The organism is Agrobacterium sp. NPDC090283 (assembly GCF_044769685.1).
Classification (GTDB): domain Bacteria; phylum Pseudomonadota; class Alphaproteobacteria; order Rhizobiales; family Rhizobiaceae; genus Agrobacterium.
Genome location: NZ_JBIVYG010000002.1, coordinates 233,251 through 251,351 on the forward strand (window position 1 = coordinate 233,251; position 18,101 = coordinate 251,351).

Annotated in this window: 13 protein-coding genes; 2 read left to right on the forward strand and 11 right to left on the reverse strand. The window is 60.4% G+C overall.

Features of this window, described 5'->3' with window-relative positions; genetic code table 11:
* Window positions 1–37: 37 nt before the first annotated feature.
* The 5 genes from ACIQUH_RS04070 to bcsN all read right to left on the reverse strand — a co-directional run bounded on the left by ACIQUH_RS04070 (window position 38) and on the right by bcsN (window position 9,110).
* The gene (locus tag ACIQUH_RS04070) at window positions 38–2,371 is read right to left on the reverse strand and encodes a cellulose synthase (RefSeq protein ID WP_400812755.1); all 2,334 of its coding nucleotides are present in this window, start codon (window positions 2,369–2,371) and stop codon (window positions 38–40) included.
* Complete coding sequence (locus ACIQUH_RS04075) at window positions 2,362–3,417, reverse strand: glycosyl hydrolase family 8 (protein WP_400812756.1); 1,056 nt, start codon at window positions 3,415–3,417, stop codon at window positions 2,362–2,364. The genes ACIQUH_RS04070 and ACIQUH_RS04075 overlap by 10 nt, the downstream gene beginning before the upstream one ends.
* Complete coding sequence (locus ACIQUH_RS04080) at window positions 3,414–5,927, reverse strand: cellulose biosynthesis cyclic di-GMP-binding regulatory protein BcsB (protein WP_400812757.1); 2,514 nt, start codon at window positions 5,925–5,927, stop codon at window positions 3,414–3,416. Before ACIQUH_RS04080 ends, ACIQUH_RS04075 begins: the two co-directional genes overlap by 4 nt.
* Complete coding sequence (gene bcsA / locus ACIQUH_RS04085) at window positions 5,924–8,113, reverse strand: UDP-forming cellulose synthase catalytic subunit (protein ID WP_400812758.1); 2,190 nt, start codon at window positions 8,111–8,113, stop codon at window positions 5,924–5,926. Before bcsA ends, ACIQUH_RS04080 begins: the two co-directional genes overlap by 4 nt.
* A 94-nt stretch (window positions 8,114–8,207) precedes the next feature.
* Window positions 8,208–9,110 (reverse strand): cellulose biosynthesis protein BcsN, encoded by a 903-nt coding sequence (bcsN, locus tag ACIQUH_RS04090; RefSeq protein WP_400812759.1) that lies wholly within the window; start codon window positions 9,108–9,110, stop codon window positions 8,208–8,210.
* A 433-nt stretch (window positions 9,111–9,543) separates the two neighbouring features.
* Between bcsN and ACIQUH_RS04095 the strand changes: the two genes are divergently transcribed.
* Window positions 9,544–10,728, forward strand: a complete 1,185-nt coding sequence (locus tag ACIQUH_RS04095) for an AGE family epimerase/isomerase (protein WP_400812760.1) — start codon at window positions 9,544–9,546, stop codon at window positions 10,726–10,728.
* Between the two features lie 51 nt (window positions 10,729–10,779).
* On the opposite strand, the gene ACIQUH_RS04100 is transcribed toward ACIQUH_RS04095, so the two are convergent.
* The 5 genes from ACIQUH_RS04100 to ACIQUH_RS04120 are packed head-to-tail and all read right to left on the reverse strand — an operon-like array spanning window position 10,780 to window position 16,212.
* A complete protein-coding gene (locus ACIQUH_RS04100; RefSeq protein WP_400812761.1) occupies window positions 10,780–11,742 on the reverse strand; it encodes a glycosyl hydrolase in 963 nt (320 codons plus the stop codon).
* Between the two features lie 13 nt (window positions 11,743–11,755).
* Window positions 11,756–12,259, reverse strand: coding sequence for a DUF995 domain-containing protein (locus ACIQUH_RS04105; RefSeq protein WP_400812762.1), 504 nt, complete (start codon window positions 12,257–12,259; stop codon window positions 11,756–11,758).
* Between the two features lie 14 nt (window positions 12,260–12,273).
* Window positions 12,274–14,211: a glycosyltransferase family 2 protein gene (locus tag ACIQUH_RS04110; RefSeq protein ID WP_400812763.1), complete on the reverse strand. Its 1,938-nt coding sequence runs from the start codon at window positions 14,209–14,211 to the stop codon at window positions 12,274–12,276.
* The gene (gene galE, locus ACIQUH_RS04115; protein ID WP_400812764.1) at window positions 14,208–15,188 is read right to left on the reverse strand and encodes a UDP-glucose 4-epimerase GalE; all 981 of its coding nucleotides are present in this window, start codon (window positions 15,186–15,188) and stop codon (window positions 14,208–14,210) included. The genes ACIQUH_RS04110 and galE overlap by 4 nt, the downstream gene beginning before the upstream one ends.
* A 1-nt stretch (window position 15,189) precedes the next feature.
* Window positions 15,190–16,212 carry a UDP-glucuronic acid decarboxylase family protein gene (locus ACIQUH_RS04120; protein WP_400812765.1) on the reverse strand — a complete coding sequence of 341 codons (1,023 nt, stop codon included), beginning with the start codon at window positions 16,210–16,212 and terminating at the stop codon, window positions 15,190–15,192.
* Between the two features lie 393 nt (window positions 16,213–16,605).
* Here ACIQUH_RS04120 and ACIQUH_RS04125 point away from each other — a divergent pair, with 393 nt between their 5' ends.
* Entirely contained in the window at window positions 16,606–16,956 is a 351-nt protein-coding gene (locus ACIQUH_RS04125; RefSeq protein ID WP_400812766.1) for a hypothetical protein, read from the forward strand.
* 60 nt (window positions 16,957–17,016) lie between these two features.
* On the opposite strand, the gene ACIQUH_RS04130 is transcribed toward ACIQUH_RS04125, so the two are convergent.
* A complete protein-coding gene (locus ACIQUH_RS04130; protein WP_400812767.1) occupies window positions 17,017–17,790 on the reverse strand; it encodes a helix-turn-helix transcriptional regulator in 774 nt (257 codons plus the stop codon).
* Between the last annotated feature and the right edge of the window lie 311 nt (window positions 17,791–18,101).

The window sequence follows — 18,101 nt, forward strand, 5'->3', positions numbered from 1 at the left end:
CAGCGGCCGGCTTCATCCAGCCGCGATCAGCCGCCCGTCAGCCGCCTTGCGGACCGTTGCTCGGCCGGGCGGCGCGCACCGCAGCCAGTCCCCGGATGCCATCCTTGTTTCCGATAGCGGTCAGGCTTTCGAAAATCTGGGCGGCCTCACCATAACGGCGCATGGCGAGGTAGGAATAACCGCGCAACACCATCAGGTCCGTGCGCTCATCCGCCAGCCGCGCCCGCTGGTCGAGCAGGAGAAGCGTTTCGGCATATCGCTTCGACCCGAACGCGGAAACCGCGCGGTCAGCCAGGATCGAGACCTGCAGTTCCGTCGCGCGCGGGCGATCCATACGCGATTTCGTTGCCGAGACGGCGGCATGGTCGGTCAGCCCCATGCGCAGATAGGCAAGGCTCTGGCCGTAGGCAGCGTCGCTTTTGACATTGGATTGACCGCTTTCAATCGCGGATTCGAAAGCTTTGAGAGCCTCCGCCGGCCGGTTCGTTTCCATCAGGCACCAGCCGAGATCGAGCGCCTGCTGTGGCGGCAGACGTTGCGGATCGGGATAGGCCGCGCAGGACCGTGGGCGCGATGCGGCGCTGGTTTCCCTTTGCACCTGCAGGGGGCGGCGCGCCTGCTTGCGCGAAGGTTCAGACTGCTGGACGACAGGTGGGTTATACACCACCGCCGTCTCGCCCTGCGGTACACCGGTCTGCACGGGCGGCGCCGTCACCTGTGCGACAACCGGCGGCGCGATTACGGGAGCAAGCGCCTGCCCGGCCTGGTCCACCATGCGCGCCGTTCCCACATCGGCGATACGTTGCGAACGGCCTCCCCATTGCTGCTGGATGCCACGCAGGCCGGCGAGGTTGCGAAGATCGTGATAGCTGACGGCCATGCCGTAGGCCGATGGCTCATCATCGGGTTTCCAGCCAAGGGCCGTGCTGAACCATTGCAAAGCAAGCGGCGTCTGCCGGAAGGCAAGCGAGTACCAGCCGAATTGCTGCGCCGTCGCCGCATCCTTGCGCGCCACCGTTTCGGCGGCGATACGTTGCAGCACATCCGGCGGCAGAACGACCGGCGGCTCCAGCGCCAGAAGATTGGCCGTTGCGGCAAGATAGGTCGCAAGCGCGTCGTCGGAAGCCTTGCGCCATTTATACATGACGTCCTCGGCCTCGCGCGGTTCGTTACGGTCGATCAGCGCCAGCGCCAGCCCCTGCGAGGCCGATGCGCTGTCTTCCTCTTCCCGCACCTTGCGGAACCACTTCTCCGCCTCCGCCATGTTCTTCTGGCGGATATTGTACCAGCCGAGCAGCAGGGCGTCGCTTGCAAGCTTGTCGGTCTCGGCAAGCCGCTGAAGCCGCATCACATAGGCCGAGGGAGCGGTGACGCCCTCCTTCTCCCCTGCCTTGGCCACGAACTGACGGGCGAGATCGTTCTTGACGGGTTCGAATTCCAGTTGACCGTCGGCGCCGGGTTTTTCCTTGGCCAGCAGATCGTCCATCATTTCCGCCGGCAAAAGCGCGGATGCCTTCTGCACGGTGGCGAGCCTGTCACTTGCAACCGTGCAATTGTTGAGAATGTAGAGATAGGCGTCGCGCGCCCGTCCCATCCGGTCGGTATTGGCGAAGGCATCGGCAACCCGCCACAGGACATCGACTTCGCCGCAGGTCAGCAGGCCGGGATTGTTGGCGGCCGTGTCCACCACTGTCGCATATTGCTTGAGATCGGAAGCATTGACGAGACGCTGGCGCGCCTCGGCAAGGGAAAGCATGCCCGCCAGATTGTCGGGCGGCTGCCAGCCGGGCTCCGCCTGCTGGCGGTCGGCAATCGCCTTCCTCACCTCGGCATAACGACCGTCGGTATAAAGCTGCCACATGGCATCGAGCCGCGGATCGCCGTTTTCGGGGATGGCGAGAGGATCGGCAGGCGGCGTCCAGTTGGGATAAAGCGTGCGCAGGCGCGCGATCTCGGCCTGAAGACGCTGCGTATCACCCCTCGCCGCGAAATAGCGCAACGCGCTCAGATCGACCTCGGGCATATCGGCCGAGGCAGGCTGGGCGGCGCGAGGAGCCGGTGCCTGCGCCGTCTGTGTCTGCGGTACCTGCCCGCCGGCCTGTGTCACCGGCAGCGGATCAGTCGCCGGCACCGTGACGGGCGGTGTCGCGGGCTGCGTTACCTGCGCCATTTCACGGTTCTTGACGAAAGCGTTGATCTGCGCCGGATTGGCCGTCGTCGGCAAAACACGCTGTGCCGCCCGGTTGTCGCCGACCGCCGAGGTATGCACGTCCGACACCCGCCCGAGAATGCTGTCGCGCCAGTGGAAGGCGGCGAGCGCAATCAGAAGCAGAATGAGAGCCGAGGTCGACAGTGGCTTGTTCATCGGCATTCCCCGTTATTCCTTGCCAGAAACGACAATGCCAGAAGATGCAATGTGGAAGGATAATAAAGTGTTGGCTGGAAGTTTTTAAGTTCGGCGGAAACGGCCGGCCCGCCGCCGACGCAACCCGCGAGCGCCGGAATGATGCGATAGCCGGGATCGGACAGGACGTCCTTGACCGCTCCGTTCTTCAGATCGAAGGTTCCGGCAGCGCCGCTTTCCAGCGTCATGCTGCCTTTCAGCCGGGCGAGCAGTTCCGGCGACCCCATATTCGCCCTTGCGAGATAAAGCGGTATGCGCACCGCATTATAGCCGAATTCCGGCGGGAAACCCGCTGCCGGCTGCGGCTTCGTCTTCACCGATACCCAGTCGGCCGGCAGTTTTCTATCGCTGAAAGCGAATGTGCCGACCTGCGCCACACCGTCATCGGCAATGGCTTTCCAAAGCGGCGATGGCGCAACAAGATTGAGCACCGGAAAGGCCTCGAAAATCAGATAGGAAGGATTGACTACTGGCCCGTCCTCCCGGTCGTTCTCGTCGAAACCGCTGGCCGCCGGCAGAAGCAGCGTTCGCCCGCCGCGTTGCACCACCGTCTTCTTCAGAATGGCGGATGCGATGGCCGCGGATGCTTCGGCATAATCCTGCCGGTTCCATTGCCCGGCCGCCAGCGCCAGCGCATAGGCGATCAGAATATCGCCATCCGTGGCGTTGTTGATATCGGTTACATGCGGTTTGGTGCGCGGATCCCATTTCCAGGCGGAAAGCCCGTCGTCACGCACCAAAAGCTCGGTGCGCGTGAAACTCCAGATCAGTTCGAAGTCGGACAGGTTGTCGGTAAGCACGGCAAGCCACATGCCGTAGCCCTGGCCTTCGCTATGGCTGATATTGTCGTTACCGGTATCGATGATACGGCCGCCGGGATCGAGAAACGCGCCTTTATAGGCAGACCACGCCTCCGGCGAAACCGAAGCGGCGCGGCTGACGGAAATACCTGCAATCACCGTCATGATGGACAGGAAGAAAATACCGGCCAGTTTCAAGATCCCGTTCGTCATCGATGCCGTCCCATCATGCGCAGCATCGTGAACGTGGCGAGGCCGAGGAGAGATACGAAGCCGATGAACGCCAGCGAATAGGAAAGAACGTTGGAAGACAGCCAGTTGGCGGCGACCAGCCTCCAGTTGGAAAGGGAAAAAGCCCGCGTGACGTAAAAATACGGCCGCTCCACCTCCACCGTTTCGAGCTTTTCGGCGGTTGCATCATAAGCGGCAACACGTCCCGTGACGCCACGCCAGCGGTTTTCCCGCGTCATCGCCGCCATGCCGTCAAGAAGTTCCGCCGATGTCGGCGCCGTGGCAAGCGTCCACACCCCGTCGCCGGAGGGGCTCAGTCCCTGTGCCAGCATGAAGGAGACATTGCCGGGTGGCGCATAAAGCTGCTCGGCTGCCGGCAGGAAGCGCAGCGTATCCGAACTCAGGTCGAAATTACGCTTCATCCATTCCTCGAGAGAAGACACCTGCCCCTCCCAGACACCGCCATCCACCCGCTCGCGCCAGTCGTTGAATAGGGTCTCGCTGCTCTGGGCGGGCGGCTGAACGCCGGTTCCCATTTTCCAGGATATCTGGCTGGAGGGAACGAGATTGAACTGACCGATCAATGCCTGCGGGAATTGCGAAATCGTTCCTACGAACAGCGCGTCGCGATCGCCGATCACCAGCGGCGAAGCGACAGTCTCGATGTCGATGGGATGCCCCGCCACACTTGCCAGCCGGCTGATCAGCGTGGCTGCCGCAGACATGGTGTCGGTGTCGAAACGGTCGAGCGATAGTGCAACGGGAGCTCCACCGGTCCGATAGGGCTGTCCGGCCCCGGCCATCGCGGCGAGATCCGGCTTGCGGCCGATCTGCGCATAGTCCGGAATATGCAGTTCCGAAGTGTCGAACAACGCAAAACGCGGCGTCGCGCTGGCGGGCGCACCGGGCGCACAGGCCTGATCCTGCGCCGTCATCAACACCGCCTCGATGGTCACCTTGTTCGGCCCGGGCTTGAAATGACGCATCGTCACATTGATCGGCAGATGCCGGAAAATGCCGCCACCATTATTGGAAATCGGCACGGTCGAGGCGATCTGGTCATTGACGTAGATATCGACATGGCTGCCCGGCAATACCTGCGACGAATAGGCGGCATCGAGGAGAAGCGACGCCTCGCCATAGGCCGAGGCGTAGAAATCGGCGGGCATGCCGACGTAAAATTCGTTGCGGAAACGCCGGCCGCCAAATTCGGTGCTTTCGAAACCAAGTTCGGAAAGCGCGATACGGCGATCCGACATGACGAGCGGCACATCCGGCGCATGCCAGCTTCGGGTCGAAAAAGTCGTTCTCTGCGCACCGGGTGTGCGCGATATCGACGAAAACAGCGTCTCGATTGCCGCCTGCACCGCCTGCGGGGTGGGGCCGCTGACAAAAAGCGGTGAAAGACCGCCCGGCGCTGAGGCGCCAAAGCCGGCGAAAGCGCCCGCCGAAGCCTCGGGTGGCGGCGTTCCGGCAATTCCGGCGATCTCGCGGGCGGTGCCAACAAAGACCGTCAGCGTGCCCGCCTTGCGCTCAGTGGAAGGAGCGGCCACGAAACGGATCGTCTGGTTCGGCATCTGGGTTCTGAGTGCCAGTGCCTGTGAAAGACGCAGGAGAGAATCCGCAAATGCCGGATTGCCAAGCGCCGGCGCGACAATCTCGATCGACGTCATCGCCTTGCCATCCGGCCCGGTTGCCTGAATATCGTCGATATTGGCAAAGCTTCCGGCGACATCCGCATTAAAGCCGATATAGGTATTGGCGGGGTCTATATCGGTCCACAGATCATAGGTGGACTGGATGGTGCAATCGGTTCTGTGGCGCTGCTGCACGCCCAGTCTCACGATATTTGAGCCGACCTGCAAGACGCCGGGCGGGATCTTCAAGGAGATGTTGCCTTCGCTGTCGGGCGCTTCGATACGCGCGGCATCCAGCGCGACATTGTTCAGGCTGACCTGAAAATTCGAACTTTCCGGCGCGACCACGATGGCGTTCTGATAACCGATATTGAGCGAAACGGCGGCATTCACCTGCTCCGGCGTCAGATAGATGCTCCATTGCCGCCGGTCCATCTCACCGGAAAGGCTGAGCTTCTCATAGGGTAGAATGTATCGGCGGCGGCTGTCGGCGCTAAGCGGCGAGGTCCGCGCGGGAACGGGTCTTGCGCTTTGCTGAGGCGGTGGCGCCGCAACCGGCGGCGGCAACGGAACGGCTGGGCGCTGTTGCGGCTGCGGCGCGGGCTGAACCGCGAACGGCGGCGGGGCCGATGGCTGCGACGGCGTCTGGCCCGGTATCTGGGCTGGCAACTGGGCAGAAGGCTGCTGGCGCGGCGCGGCAGGCGGGATGGCGGACGGCGGCACGGGTGCTGGAGCAGTCTGGGCAGGCCGTTCCGGCGACATGTCGAAGGGAGAGGACTGCGCCATAGCGCCCGTGGCGACGGCTCCCCATACCAACATTGCCAGAGAATCCCGGATGGGTTTACGGCCGGTCATTTTACCGCTCCGACAGGTTTGGCGTCTCTGGGAGCAGGCCGAAGCGTCCGGACCAGATAATAAAGGCCGCGCTGCGTCTGGAAGAGCGATATGGCCAGGAAGATGGCCGTGCCGCGGATAAGGCCGGGGTTTTTGCGGCGCACCCGCTGAAATTCGCTCCACTGTTCCGAATTGGCGAAGATCAGGTCCGCGATCAGGCGGTGATCGACGGCGCGTTGCGGCGAGAAGGTGCAGCCGATCGAGACGAAACCCTCTCCCTTCACCGTTCGCACCACGTTGACAGGCATGGTTTCCGGCACGCCCTCGCTATGGGGCTTGACCTTCACGATGGCCGTCGCGCCTTTTTCGATGGTTGTCGCGCTGTCGAAGAGATTGATCAGCAAGCCATGCACCGACACATTATCGATGGAAGCCGGCACCCAGGCATCGCTGCCCTCGAGCTTGACCTCGCAGCGCCGTTTGACGGTGATGCGCCGCGACGCCGACTTGTCGCCGCGCTCGGAAACGACACCGAGCGCGCAGCCCGCGAAGATGAGATTGAGCAGGTTCCAGCCGCCGACCACGAGCGTGACGTCCGCCTTGTAGGGCTCGCTATAGATGCGCCATACGGCAAAGGCCATCGCCACCAAGAGCAGCGCGAAAATGACGAAGAACGGCCGGCTGATTTCCGAAAGCCGCGCCTCGGCGATGGATTCATCCTTCGCCGTCACCTTGAAGGTGGGCTTGCCGGGATTGAAAATCACCGAAACGACGGCGGGCAAAAGGTGAACCGTCTGCACATATTCGTAAAGTTCCGAAATCCACGGCCAACGGAAGCTGCCATAAAGATAGTTCTGCATCATCAGGTTCACGAGCATATAGGCCGCCGTATAGGCCAAGAACTCGCCACCCGAGGCCACGAAAATCTGCAGGTCGAAGAACAGGTAGAACAGCGGTGCGAACAGGAAAATGGTGCGCGGGAACGGGAACAGCCAGAACAGCGTCGACGACATGTAGCAAAGGCGCTGCGTAAACGAGAGACCGCGCCGGAACAGCGGCTGGCGAAAGATCAGGATCTGCATCATGCCCTGCGCCCAGCGGCTGCGCTGGCCGATAAAGCTTGCGAAAGTGGCCGGCTGCAGTCCGGCGATCAGCGGCTTGTCGACATAGATACTGTTCCAGCCGCGCGAATGCAGCGCCAGCGCCGTTTCGCAATCTTCCGTGATGCTGACGCCGCTGAAGCCTTCCGTATCCTGCAGCGCCTCGCGCCGCAGCACGGCGGCCGAACCGCAGAAGAAGGCGCCGTTCCATTTGTCGAGGCCGCGCTGGATGATGCCGTAAAACATCTCGTTTTCGCTCGGCATCGTCTCGAAGGTGCGCAGGTTGCGCTCGATGGGATCGGGATTGACGAAGAAATGCGGCGTCTGCACCAGAAAGAGCCGCGGATCCTCTTCGAAATAGCCCACCGTTTCCAGAAGGAAGTCGCGGGCTGGCGCGTGGTCGGCGTCAAACACGGTCACGAGCTCGCCGGTTGAATGGGCAAGACCGTTATTGAGATTTCCAGCCTTGGCGTGGACGTTGCGCTCACGCGTCAGATAACGCACATCGAGGTCTTCGCAGAGCTTCTTCAGCTCCTCGTGGCGGCGCTGCGCCGCCTGCGCCTCGACGATATTGCTGGCATTGCGTTTCTGTACCGAGCCGCCATCATCCAGCAACCAGACGGTGAAACGGTCGGTCGGATAATCCATGTTCTTGGCCGCTGCGAGCGTATTGGCGAGAAGTTCCGCGTCCTCATTATAGCTCGGCACGAAGACATCGACGGTCGGCCGGTAATCGGGCGAGCCGGGCCGCGTCTTGCGCGACGGCAGCGGCATCGACACGATGACAAGGCTGAGGCCCAGCATCACGACACTGTACATTTCCGCCAGATAAAGCAGAAAGCCGGGAATGAAATTCTCGAGCTGGTTGACGGGCGGCAACGTGCTGGTGGTGCGCCAGTACACATAGCGCAGAACGATGGCCGTGCCGAAACCGAGCGCCACCAAACGCCAGGCCCCCTGCCCGTTAAAGCTCTTGATCGTTGCAAGGAGAATGAGCGAAATCGCCGTGGCGACCAGATGCGTTTGCAGGCTGACCGGCATCGTGATGATGGCCAGAACGCAGAGCGACACAAGTAACCAGACAATGATTGTAATGGCCTTGCTCATCCAGAAACTTTCCGTTGTCTTCCCCACCCGGAATCTCGGCCCGGAATTTTTGCGATCTGCGTCTTTACGCCTTCTCTCCCCCTGGTTCCGGCGATCACCTGCATCCTGGTGCCGCTCCCGAACCGGACAGGCAGGCGGGCGACGGAATGGACACTTGCGGAACCTGAGACGATGGCCGGCCACTTTCCACCGGCCCGCCGTCTACCCGCCTGCCCGCCACTGAAGGTCTCACGGTCTGGACTGGCGCCCCCGCCGATGCGGGCGACGGGATACTGACCGCAGCAACGGGTGGAAGCGGCTGCGGTTCCGGCTGGGCGGGCGGTGCAACGGCGGCCGCGCGATGGACGGGCCGGGGCGGCACGCTCGCGGTCACCTCGCCACCCGGCCGCATCGGCACCTCATCCGCCTTTGTGGGATAGACCGGATGACCCGGCCGGCCGAGATTCTTATCCACCGCCTGCGGCGTGCCGTAAGGGTTCCAGCTTGGCGAGGCATAGGTGCCGGTGATCGTGTAATTATACATGACTGCCAGCAGTCGCTCGACAGTCGCGCCCGACTGGCAGAGGCGCAGCCGCACCTTGATGCGCCCGAGATTGCGGAAATCCTGCCGCATGCTTTCCGGCGAGCGTATGTCCTGCCAGCCATAAAGGCAGGTATCGTCGCCACGGCCGCTGCCGGCGGCATAGGAGAACGCGCCATAACCGTTCTGCAGGTAGTTCGCCGACATGGCGATGTTTTCGCCCGGAAACTCGGCGCGGATTTCCCTCGCGAGGGAAGATGCCTTGAAACCGGTGAAAGCCAGAGCGTCGCCATCAGTATCGCCAGCCTGTTGCGGACCGAAAAACTCCGCCTTGATATAGTTCTGCCCCGGCGTCGTGGCTTCAGAGCGCAAAATGACCTGCTGCGCCACCGCGTTGGAATAGGTGCGGTTGACCACGGTAACGATTTCGGGACCGCCGGGCGGCGGGAAAATCAGCGCCTCGGAAGGAGACAACATCTGTGCGCCCCCGAACGACCGAACGCCCGCGGGAGTATTGCAGCCCGAAAGAACCGCAACGGAGAACAGCAATGAAGTAAAGGCAGAAAATCTCACTGCCTTGCGCCCCTTTATTTCCCCAACGCCGCCCAGGTTAAAAGGAGACCGAATCACTAATGACCAGACCATTGTTACGAAATACGTGAGGACTACGAATAAGCAATCTCAAATTTGCGTTGTAATTTCTGACACTTTATGGCTTGCGAATCAGCGTTACCACCCCGTGTTTACTGTGGAAGAGCGTGGAACCAATAGCCCCGCCAAAGGTTGGCCTCCTGTCAGGCCTATAATTTTACGGTTGCAGCGCAATATGTCCCGTGGTCTACTTGGCTCCATAATGACGTATTTTTATTGGTCCATTTTTTATTCAACTGTAAAAACAGAGAGTTGACGCATGACCTTGCCATTTCCGAGCATTTCGCAGACGCTTGCCGAAGAGATCGGAAGATTACGCAAATGGCTGGATGAGGACGCCCTGCCCCTGTGGTGGGAGGCGGGTTCGGCCCGTCCGGATGGCGGTTTTTACGAACGTCTCGGCCAGGATGCCAAACCGGTGTTTTCCGATGACCGCCGTGCCCGCGTGCAGCCGCGCCAGGCCTATTGTTTCGCCGCCGCCGGTCAGCATGGCTGGAAGGGGCCGTGGAAAGACGCGCTCCTGCATGGGCTCTCCTGGTTCGAGACGGTCTATCGCCTCGAAAACGGTCTCTACGGCAACCTTGCCGACCAGACCGGCCGGCTGATCGATCCCTCCTTCGATCTCTACAATCAGGCCTTTGCGCTTTTCGCCGCCGCGCAGGCGGCGGCAAGCCTTCCAGAACGCAGGGATGAGATGCGCGGCCGGGCGCTCGATATCCTTGCCATCCTCGAACGCGATTACAAACACCCGGTCGCCGGCTTCGAGGAAGCAAACCCGCCGCGCACGCCGCTCTGCTCCAATCCGCACATGCATCTCTTCGAGGCGATGCTGGCCTGGGAGCAGCAGGACCCGGATGGTCCGTGGTCGGCGCTGGCCGATGAGATCGCGGGTCTTGCGCTTGAGCGCTTCATCGATAGCGGCAATGGCGGCTTGCGCGAATTCTTCGGCCATGACTGGACGCCCCATGAGAGCGACAAGGGCCGGATCATGGAGCCTGGCCACCAGTTCGAATGGGCCTGGCTTCTGGTGCGCTGGGGCAGCCTGCGCGGCAATGGCGAGGCGATCGACAAGGCCAAACGGCTGTTCGAGATCGGCGAGGAATACGGCATCTGCCCGCGCCGCAAGGTGGCGGTGATGAGCCTCTATGACGATTTTTCGGTGCATGACGGGCTGGCGCGGCTGTGGCCGCAGACGGAATGGCTGAAGGCTGCGGTGCGGCTGGCGAGCGTCACGGGCGGTGAGGAACGGCAGCGTTACCTCGCCTCCGGTCTCAGCGCCATCGGCGCGCTGCAGCCTTTTCTCGACACGCCGGTCAAGGGCCTGTGGTTCGACAAATGGCCGGCCGACAGGCCAATGCTCGATGAGCCGGCGCCGGCAAGCACGTTTTATCACATCGTCTGCGCCATCTATGAGGCAGAAGCTGTGCTGGCGGTGGAGCAATAAACCTGCCCCACCGGCGAGCGGCGTCGGCCGCTCGCCGGCTTCAGAGATCAGTCAAGCCTTGGCCGGGCGCACCACGCGCCAGTCCGGTTTGCCGAGATTGTGCGGCCAGGCATGAACATCCTTGTCGTTAAAATAGACGACCTCTTCCAGCTTCGGAAAATCCGCCTGTTTCAACGTCACGTCGTTCATCCACGGGCGAACATAGGAATCGCCGCCTTCATAGCCCAGTTCGGCAACCCAGACCGGCCTGTTGAAGGTTTCGACAAGTCCATAGCCCTTGCGCAGCAGATCGGTGAAGGTCTTCGGTCCACCATATTCAATCTTGTCGTAATCCTCGAGACCGAAGACCGAGAGACCGACCAGATCGGCGTAATTGTCACCCGGATAGTAGACGCGCAGGCCATCGAGACCTTTCGGAGACCACATCACCTTGACGCCGGGCACCGCCTTGCGGGTCATGTCCACCATGCGCTTATAGGCTGTGATGTAGTCCTGCGGATTCCAGCCCGACCACGAGAAGCGGCCGGACGTGTCTTCCATTTCCTGCCCCCAGCGCAGGATGAGCGGGCTCTTCATCCCCGACATGCGTGCTGCAATCGCCCGCATGTTCTCGTCGTAATCGCCCCTCAGCACCTTGCGGCGCAACTCGTCGGATGTGAGCCGCCAGTTGACGTCCCACGACCAGGGTTCGACCGTGATCAGCACGTTGCGCTTGCGTTCCAGCGCATAGGCATCCGCAAGCGCCAGACTGTCGAGATCCACGTCCTCCCAGGGCAGGAACAGATGTTCCGTCGCTACCCCCGCCTGGCCGGTGAAATCGCCGTGCGGATCGTATGCGCCGAAACGGATACCGTCCGCATGCAATGTCGGTCTTTTGTCGGCAAGTGTCTTCATGCCCGTCGAGGTCATGGGGGCGACACCCTGTGCGTCGAGCTTGAGCACCGGATACATGCCGGCGGTAAAGGCTGCGGCGGCACCACCTGCGAACAGAAGTTTTCTTCTTGTTATCTGCATGACACCTTACTCCCTACCTTGTTGCCGTCATCGCCTTGTCGTAAGCGGCGATCTGCGGCGTGACATCGTCCTTGCGGACGAGCTTGAGGAATTCATCGCCAGGGCGTGGTGGATTGTGCCGGAACACGTACCATGGCCCGCCCTGCTTGCGCTGGTAGAGCACCTTGCCGATGCGGCCATGATCGAAGCAGGTATCGGCCTTGCCGTTTCCTGCAGCGCTTTTCCAGGTGGCGCGCATGCACAGGGTGCCGTTGGCATCGACGGTCCAGCGGCCTTCACCGATGGACTTCTTGCCCTTTTCTTCCGTTGCGGCAATGAATTTGCGGTCTTGGGCGATGAAGCGTCCACCGCCCGTTTCCCATTTCCAGGTCTTGTCGAAGTACATGTCCACGACTTCGCTGGTTCTGAGCGGTTTCGGCGTCTTCGTGCCGCCTGCAGCGTGGACGGCGCTTGGCACGACCATTGCAAGACAGAGTACGAAAGCGGAGAATCCGCATTTGCTTATTGTTGTTTTCATCACAGCCTCCTCCTTCATTGTCCGACCCTATTGTCGGCCAGCATGATCTCTCCGGTTGCCACCGCCGGCGGCGGTGCCACAATGGGTTCCGCCTGCATTTCCTGCGGTCCGCGCAATCCCGGTACGGCAATGCGCAGTTTCAGACGTACCGATCTCGCCCCTTCCACGCCCGCACCGGCGACCGTGAACCGCGTCTCGGTAAAACTGACATAGGGCTGCCCGTGCGACAGGGCCTCCAGCCCGCCGATGGCATGGGAGCTGAGCTCAACAGCACTGCCCGCCACCAGCAGCAATGAACAGGCGGCGGCGGTTGCTCCGCCGCGCAATGCCGGCAGCCTTGGCAAACCGTTTTCCACCGCATGGCGGATGAGCAGAAATACCGAAAGACCCGCGTAGATCGCCACATTGATGGCGGCGAAGACGAAGAAGCCTTCCGCCCCGTTTTCACGCGGCGCCAGAACCATGGCCACAAGGCTGAGCGCCGCCAGAAGAATGTAAGGCGCGACGACCCGCAGCGGCAGCGGCGGTTTTGCCTGCGTGCCCTTGGGGGTGATGCGGAAATCGACGAAATCGCCACGGATCGTGTCGCGTATCGCCGCCAGAACACCCATAAGCGACCAGGGCCAGCGCAGGAAAAGAAAAATCATGGCTTCCCAGCTGAAGAGCTTCGCATCATGCGGACGGAATGCACCCGTGGCCCGCCAGAAGAACGCAAACACGATCATGATCAGCGAAACCGGCAGGAAATGTGCAAGAAACGCCGGATAGGATGCGTTGACCAGCACATGGCCGCGTATCAGTGCTATGGCGGGAAGCACGAACATCAACGCCATGAAGCCGGAAAACAAGGGATACCAGAGCTGCGAAAACAGGAACTGGAACTTCAGCCGCGGCGGTAGCTTCGGCACATAGTGCCTTGAATATTGCAGCAGAATGGTCATCAGGCTGCGCGACCACTGGAATTCCTGCACGATGAGATCGGCAAAGGTCACCGGTCCGTCACCATGGGCGATGGCGTTGACGGCATGGACGCCGCGCCAGCCGCCGGCGTTCATCAGCAGCGTGGTGGAATGATCCTCGGCAAGCTCCGGCCCAAGCCCGCCGACCTCCCGCAGGGCCTTCGTGCGCACGGCATAATGCGAGCCGATGCAGAGCGGCGCCCAGCCATTATTGTAACCCAGCTGCAGCGCGCCATGCAGGCTCGCCTCGGCATAGAGCCTGCCGCGCGCCGCCCAGCTTTCACCGGCATTGGCGTCGCAAATGCTCGGGGCCGAAACATATCCAACCGTCGGATCGGCAAAGGGACGGATGATCTCGCGCAGGTAATCCGGTTCCGGCACATGATCCGCATCGAACTGAGCGACGAAATCATAACGCCCATAACCGTAATGATCGTAGAAATAGGCGAGATTGCCCTCCTTGCAGCGTGTGCGCCGCGGCCAGGTCTTGCGGTGATACTCGGCGACACCCTGCCGGGTCGAAACGAAAACGCCGTGCGCGCCACACCATTTCAGCGTTCGCGCATCCGGAGCCTCGTCGGCCAGCCAGACGTCGAATTCCAGACCCTTCTGCTCCAGCATGGCCAGCAGCGTCTTTTCCACCACGGCAAAGGGTTCCGATGGCGCCTTGGTGACGACCATCGCCACCCTGCCCCGTGGCAGAGGGGAGCGCCGGTCGACAACCTTCGCGTTCAGAAAGATGAAGATGAAATAGGATGGCAGAAGCGTGATCCACGCGAGCGTTATCGTGACGACGGTATAATAGGGCCAGTCGATGACGCGATCGCGGTCGAGCCACCAGATCCAGAAATAAGCGAGCGTTACCAGCCAACCGCCAATGCCGAGAAGATAGGCCGTGCGGTTCCAGCCGGCAAAGACCGGCAGCATCCGCAGATCGCTGGCGACTGCGACCGCACGGGCCGACGGAACGGAAGAGGTGGAACGGGCTTTCATGACCGCACCTCCAGTCCGAAACCGGGACCGGCCGTCCGGATGATGGTGTCGATATCCGAACGCTTCGGAATAAAGCCGAGAGTTTCTTCCGCACGCCTTATATCCGCAAACAGGGCTGGCGGATCACCGGCGCGCCTTGCACCGAAATGCACCGGAACTTCCTGCCCCGTCACGCGGTGGATCGCCCGGATGATATCGCCGACCGATGTACCGTGACCGGAGCCGAGATTGACGCGCAGCGTCTCTCCGCCCTCGGCAAGATAGTTGACGGCGGCGACATGGGCATCGGCCAGATCGCTGACATGGATGTAGTCACGAATGCAGGTGCCATCGCTGGTGTCGTAATCCGCCCCGAAGACATCCAGTTGCGGCAGCCGTGCGGCAGCCGCCATCAGCGCCCGCGGGATCAGATGGGTCTCAGGCTCATGCCGTTCGTAAAGCTCACCGTCCGGGTCTGCGCCGGCGGCATTGAAATAGCGCAGCGCAACGAAACGCAGGCCATAGGCAGCGGCATAATCATCGAGCGCCATTTCGAAGATCAGTTTGGTACGCCCGTAAGGGTTGACCGGCATTTGCGCCGTTTCCTCGCGGATGGGCAATTGCGGCGGCACGCCATAGGTGGCGCAGCTGGAAGAAAACACCAGCCCGATATTCTGATCGAGACAGGCATCCAGCAGCGAAAGACTGCCGCCGACATTGTTGCGGTAATATTTGCGCGGATCCTCGACGGACTCGCCAACATAGGCATTGGCGGCGCAATGGATCGCGAAGGCCGGTGAGAACTCCCTGAGCGTGGCTTTCAAAAGGCCACGATCCAGAATATCCCCCTCGATGAAGGGACCCCAACGAACCGAATCCGCATGACCGGTCGAGAGATTATCGTAAGCGATGGGCTTGAAGCCGGATTGGGCCAGCGCCTTGCAGATGTGGCTGCCTATGAATCCGGCCCCGCCCGTGACGAGGATTGTGCGGGGCATCTCATACGGCCTCCGCCACAGTCTTGCCGGCCAGCAGCGCATCGAAATAGACGATGGTTTTTTCCAGGCCGATTTCGAGCGGCACGCGCGGCTGCCACCTCAACAGTTCCTTCGCCCGTGAAATATCCGGGCGACGCTGCTGCGGATCGTCGATCGCGGCGGGCAGATGCACGATGCGCGAACGGGAACCCGTCATGCGGATGACGATATCGGCGAGCTGCCGCACCGGAATTTCTGTCGGGTTGCCGATATTGATCGGCCCCGTGCAATCCTTCGGCTTGGCCGAGAAGCGCAGGAAACCGTCGATCAGGTCATCGACATAGCAGAAGGAACGGGTCTGGCTGCCATCGCCATAGATGGTGATGTCAGCGCCCTTCAGCGCCTGGACGATGAAGTTCGAAACCACACGTCCGTCATCGGGTCGCATGCGCGGCCCATAGGTGTTGAAGATGCGCCCCACCTTGATATCGACGCCGAAGCTACGGTGATAATCGAAAAACAGCGTTTCAGCGCTGCGTTTCCCCTCATCGTAACAAGCTCGCGGCCCGATTGTATTTACATTGCCGAAATAGGTTTCCGGCTGCGGATTGACGTTGGGATCGCCGTAGACCTCGGACGTCGAAGACTGCACGACGGTTGCACCGCATCTGCGCGCCACCTCCAGCACATTGACCGCACCCAGAACATTGGTGAGCAGCGTGCCGACGGGATCGCGCTGATAGTCGGGCGGTGAAGCCGGTGAAGCGAAGTTGAAGATCAGCGAGACATCGATGTCATAGGGTTTGCGCACATCGTGCTCGACCAGCAAAAACCGCTTATTGTCCCGCAAATGCGCCACATTCGCGGTGCGTCCGGTCGAAAGATTGTCGAGACAGATCACCTCGTGACCGCAGCTCAGCAGGCGCTCGCAAAGATGAGAACCGAGAAAACCGGCGCCGCCATTGACGAGAACGCGTTGGCCAGGTCTCCATTCGGAGTAGATGGTGACGCCGTTGTCGTGTTCGTTGGGAACGAAATTACGCATTACACACTCCTCCCCATGAGGAATCAGCGCAGCTGATTCAACTAAACTTTACCAAACTCCCGATTGTGCGATATCTTGAATATCATCCTCCGGTTTTTACTTCTTCTGGAGGTTTAATATTTCGATCAGATAAATTTCAACTTTCATGATAGGCGCAGCAGAAAACAGGTCAACTTGATTTTATCAAAATATTACAATTGATTACCCAAAATTACTCAAAATAGCCTCTTGATTTAATACTTTTTAACTATGCCTCTATTATGCCTTTCTTATTGAGCATTAGCGCAAGCTTCGCTCAACCAGTCGGGGCTATCCTGGTTTTGTAAGGCTCGGTCCACCGGGAACAAAACCGCCCGGCGAGATGCGACAGACAGTCGATTTCAGGGGACACACATGACGAATGAAATGCCTTATTCCCATGGCGGCAAAGCAGCCCGCCATTGTCGCTTCGCGCTTGTTGCCGCAGCACTTGTAACTTTCACCTTCGCGACGGCTTCATGCTCCGTGGTCGAAGACGCTGTTCTCATCAAGACCGCGTCGGCCGATACCGCCACGTTCAAGAACCGGGTCACTCCGGCGAAGGCGTCCTACGGTTATCAAAAAACCGGCAACGCGGCCGTTACGTTTGTTGCCGATGCCTCGGACACACCCGCGGCATCGCGTCAGTCCTATTCGGGTTCTTCTCCCTATATCTGCTCACCGAGCGGATTCGGGCAGAAATCCCGCTGCTTCCTGAGGCCCTGAGCCTCCTGGAGAAACACCGGAGGGGAACTGGCGTCCGGACGGTCGTGGCCGCCCTGACGCTCAGTTCTTCCAGCCGCCGGAGAAGGTCGTGTCTTCATCTTTGTTGAAGAAGCGCGACGCCGCCTCCGTGCGGTTGCGCACGTTCATTTTCTTATAGATATTGCGAACGTGAACCTTGACGGTGTTCTCGGACAGATGCAGCCGATCAGCGATGATCTTGTTTTGCGTTCCCTTGCAAAGCAGGTCGAGGATTTGCACCTCGCGTGTCGTCAGCGCCGCCACGTCGCTCCTGCTTGCGGCAAGGGCATCGGCGCGGTTGGCGATCACGGCATTGCTTTGAACGCTCTTGCCGTTGACGGAAGGTGAATAGGGCGTGAGCTTGCCAAGAAGAGCTGCGGGAAAATGTTCCCCGCCCTTCATGAGCAGATCGACAGCCGCCATGAAGACATCGAGCCTGAGGTTGAGCGGCAGCACGCCATCGATGACGCGCATTCCCACCAGCCTTTTCAACGGCTCCTCGAATTTATCGATGGTTTCGACGACAAGCGCGATCGGCGCATCGGGATGTTTTTCCCGAACCTCCGAAAGAACGGCATGAAGACGATCCCCCGACATGCGGTAAGGCAGAACCAGCCGCACATTATTACCGTAGTCATCCTCTATGCCCGCCGACGACTTTACGCTCACCACCGCGAATGTTGGGAACTTTTTGCCCAGCGCCTCCATGAGGCACTCGGAAAACAGGTCCGGATCCGCGATGATCAATAAAGTTCCATTTATAGGAGCAACGGCGTTTTTTTGTTTTGCCGCATAATCTGACGTTCCCATGAACATTGACGCCTCCCTCAAGCGCTTACGCATTACTTTCTTTTGGTTGTGCAGTCTGTTGTCCGCCGGCTATCTTCCCCTGAATACTTGGGGGCGATTCTCCGCTTTAGGCCATGTCAACTATCATTAATTACCCGTTAATTAACACACGCTAATACGAAAAGCTGTGTAAATAAATGGCCCAAACGGGTTATTTTTTACAATTGACATACAAAATAGGTTACGCAGAGATAGAATCATTCATCGGGTAACCGCTGCAAAAACAAACACATCGTAAAAGCTTTCGCTGTGGTTTTGTGTTCCGGGAAAATATAACT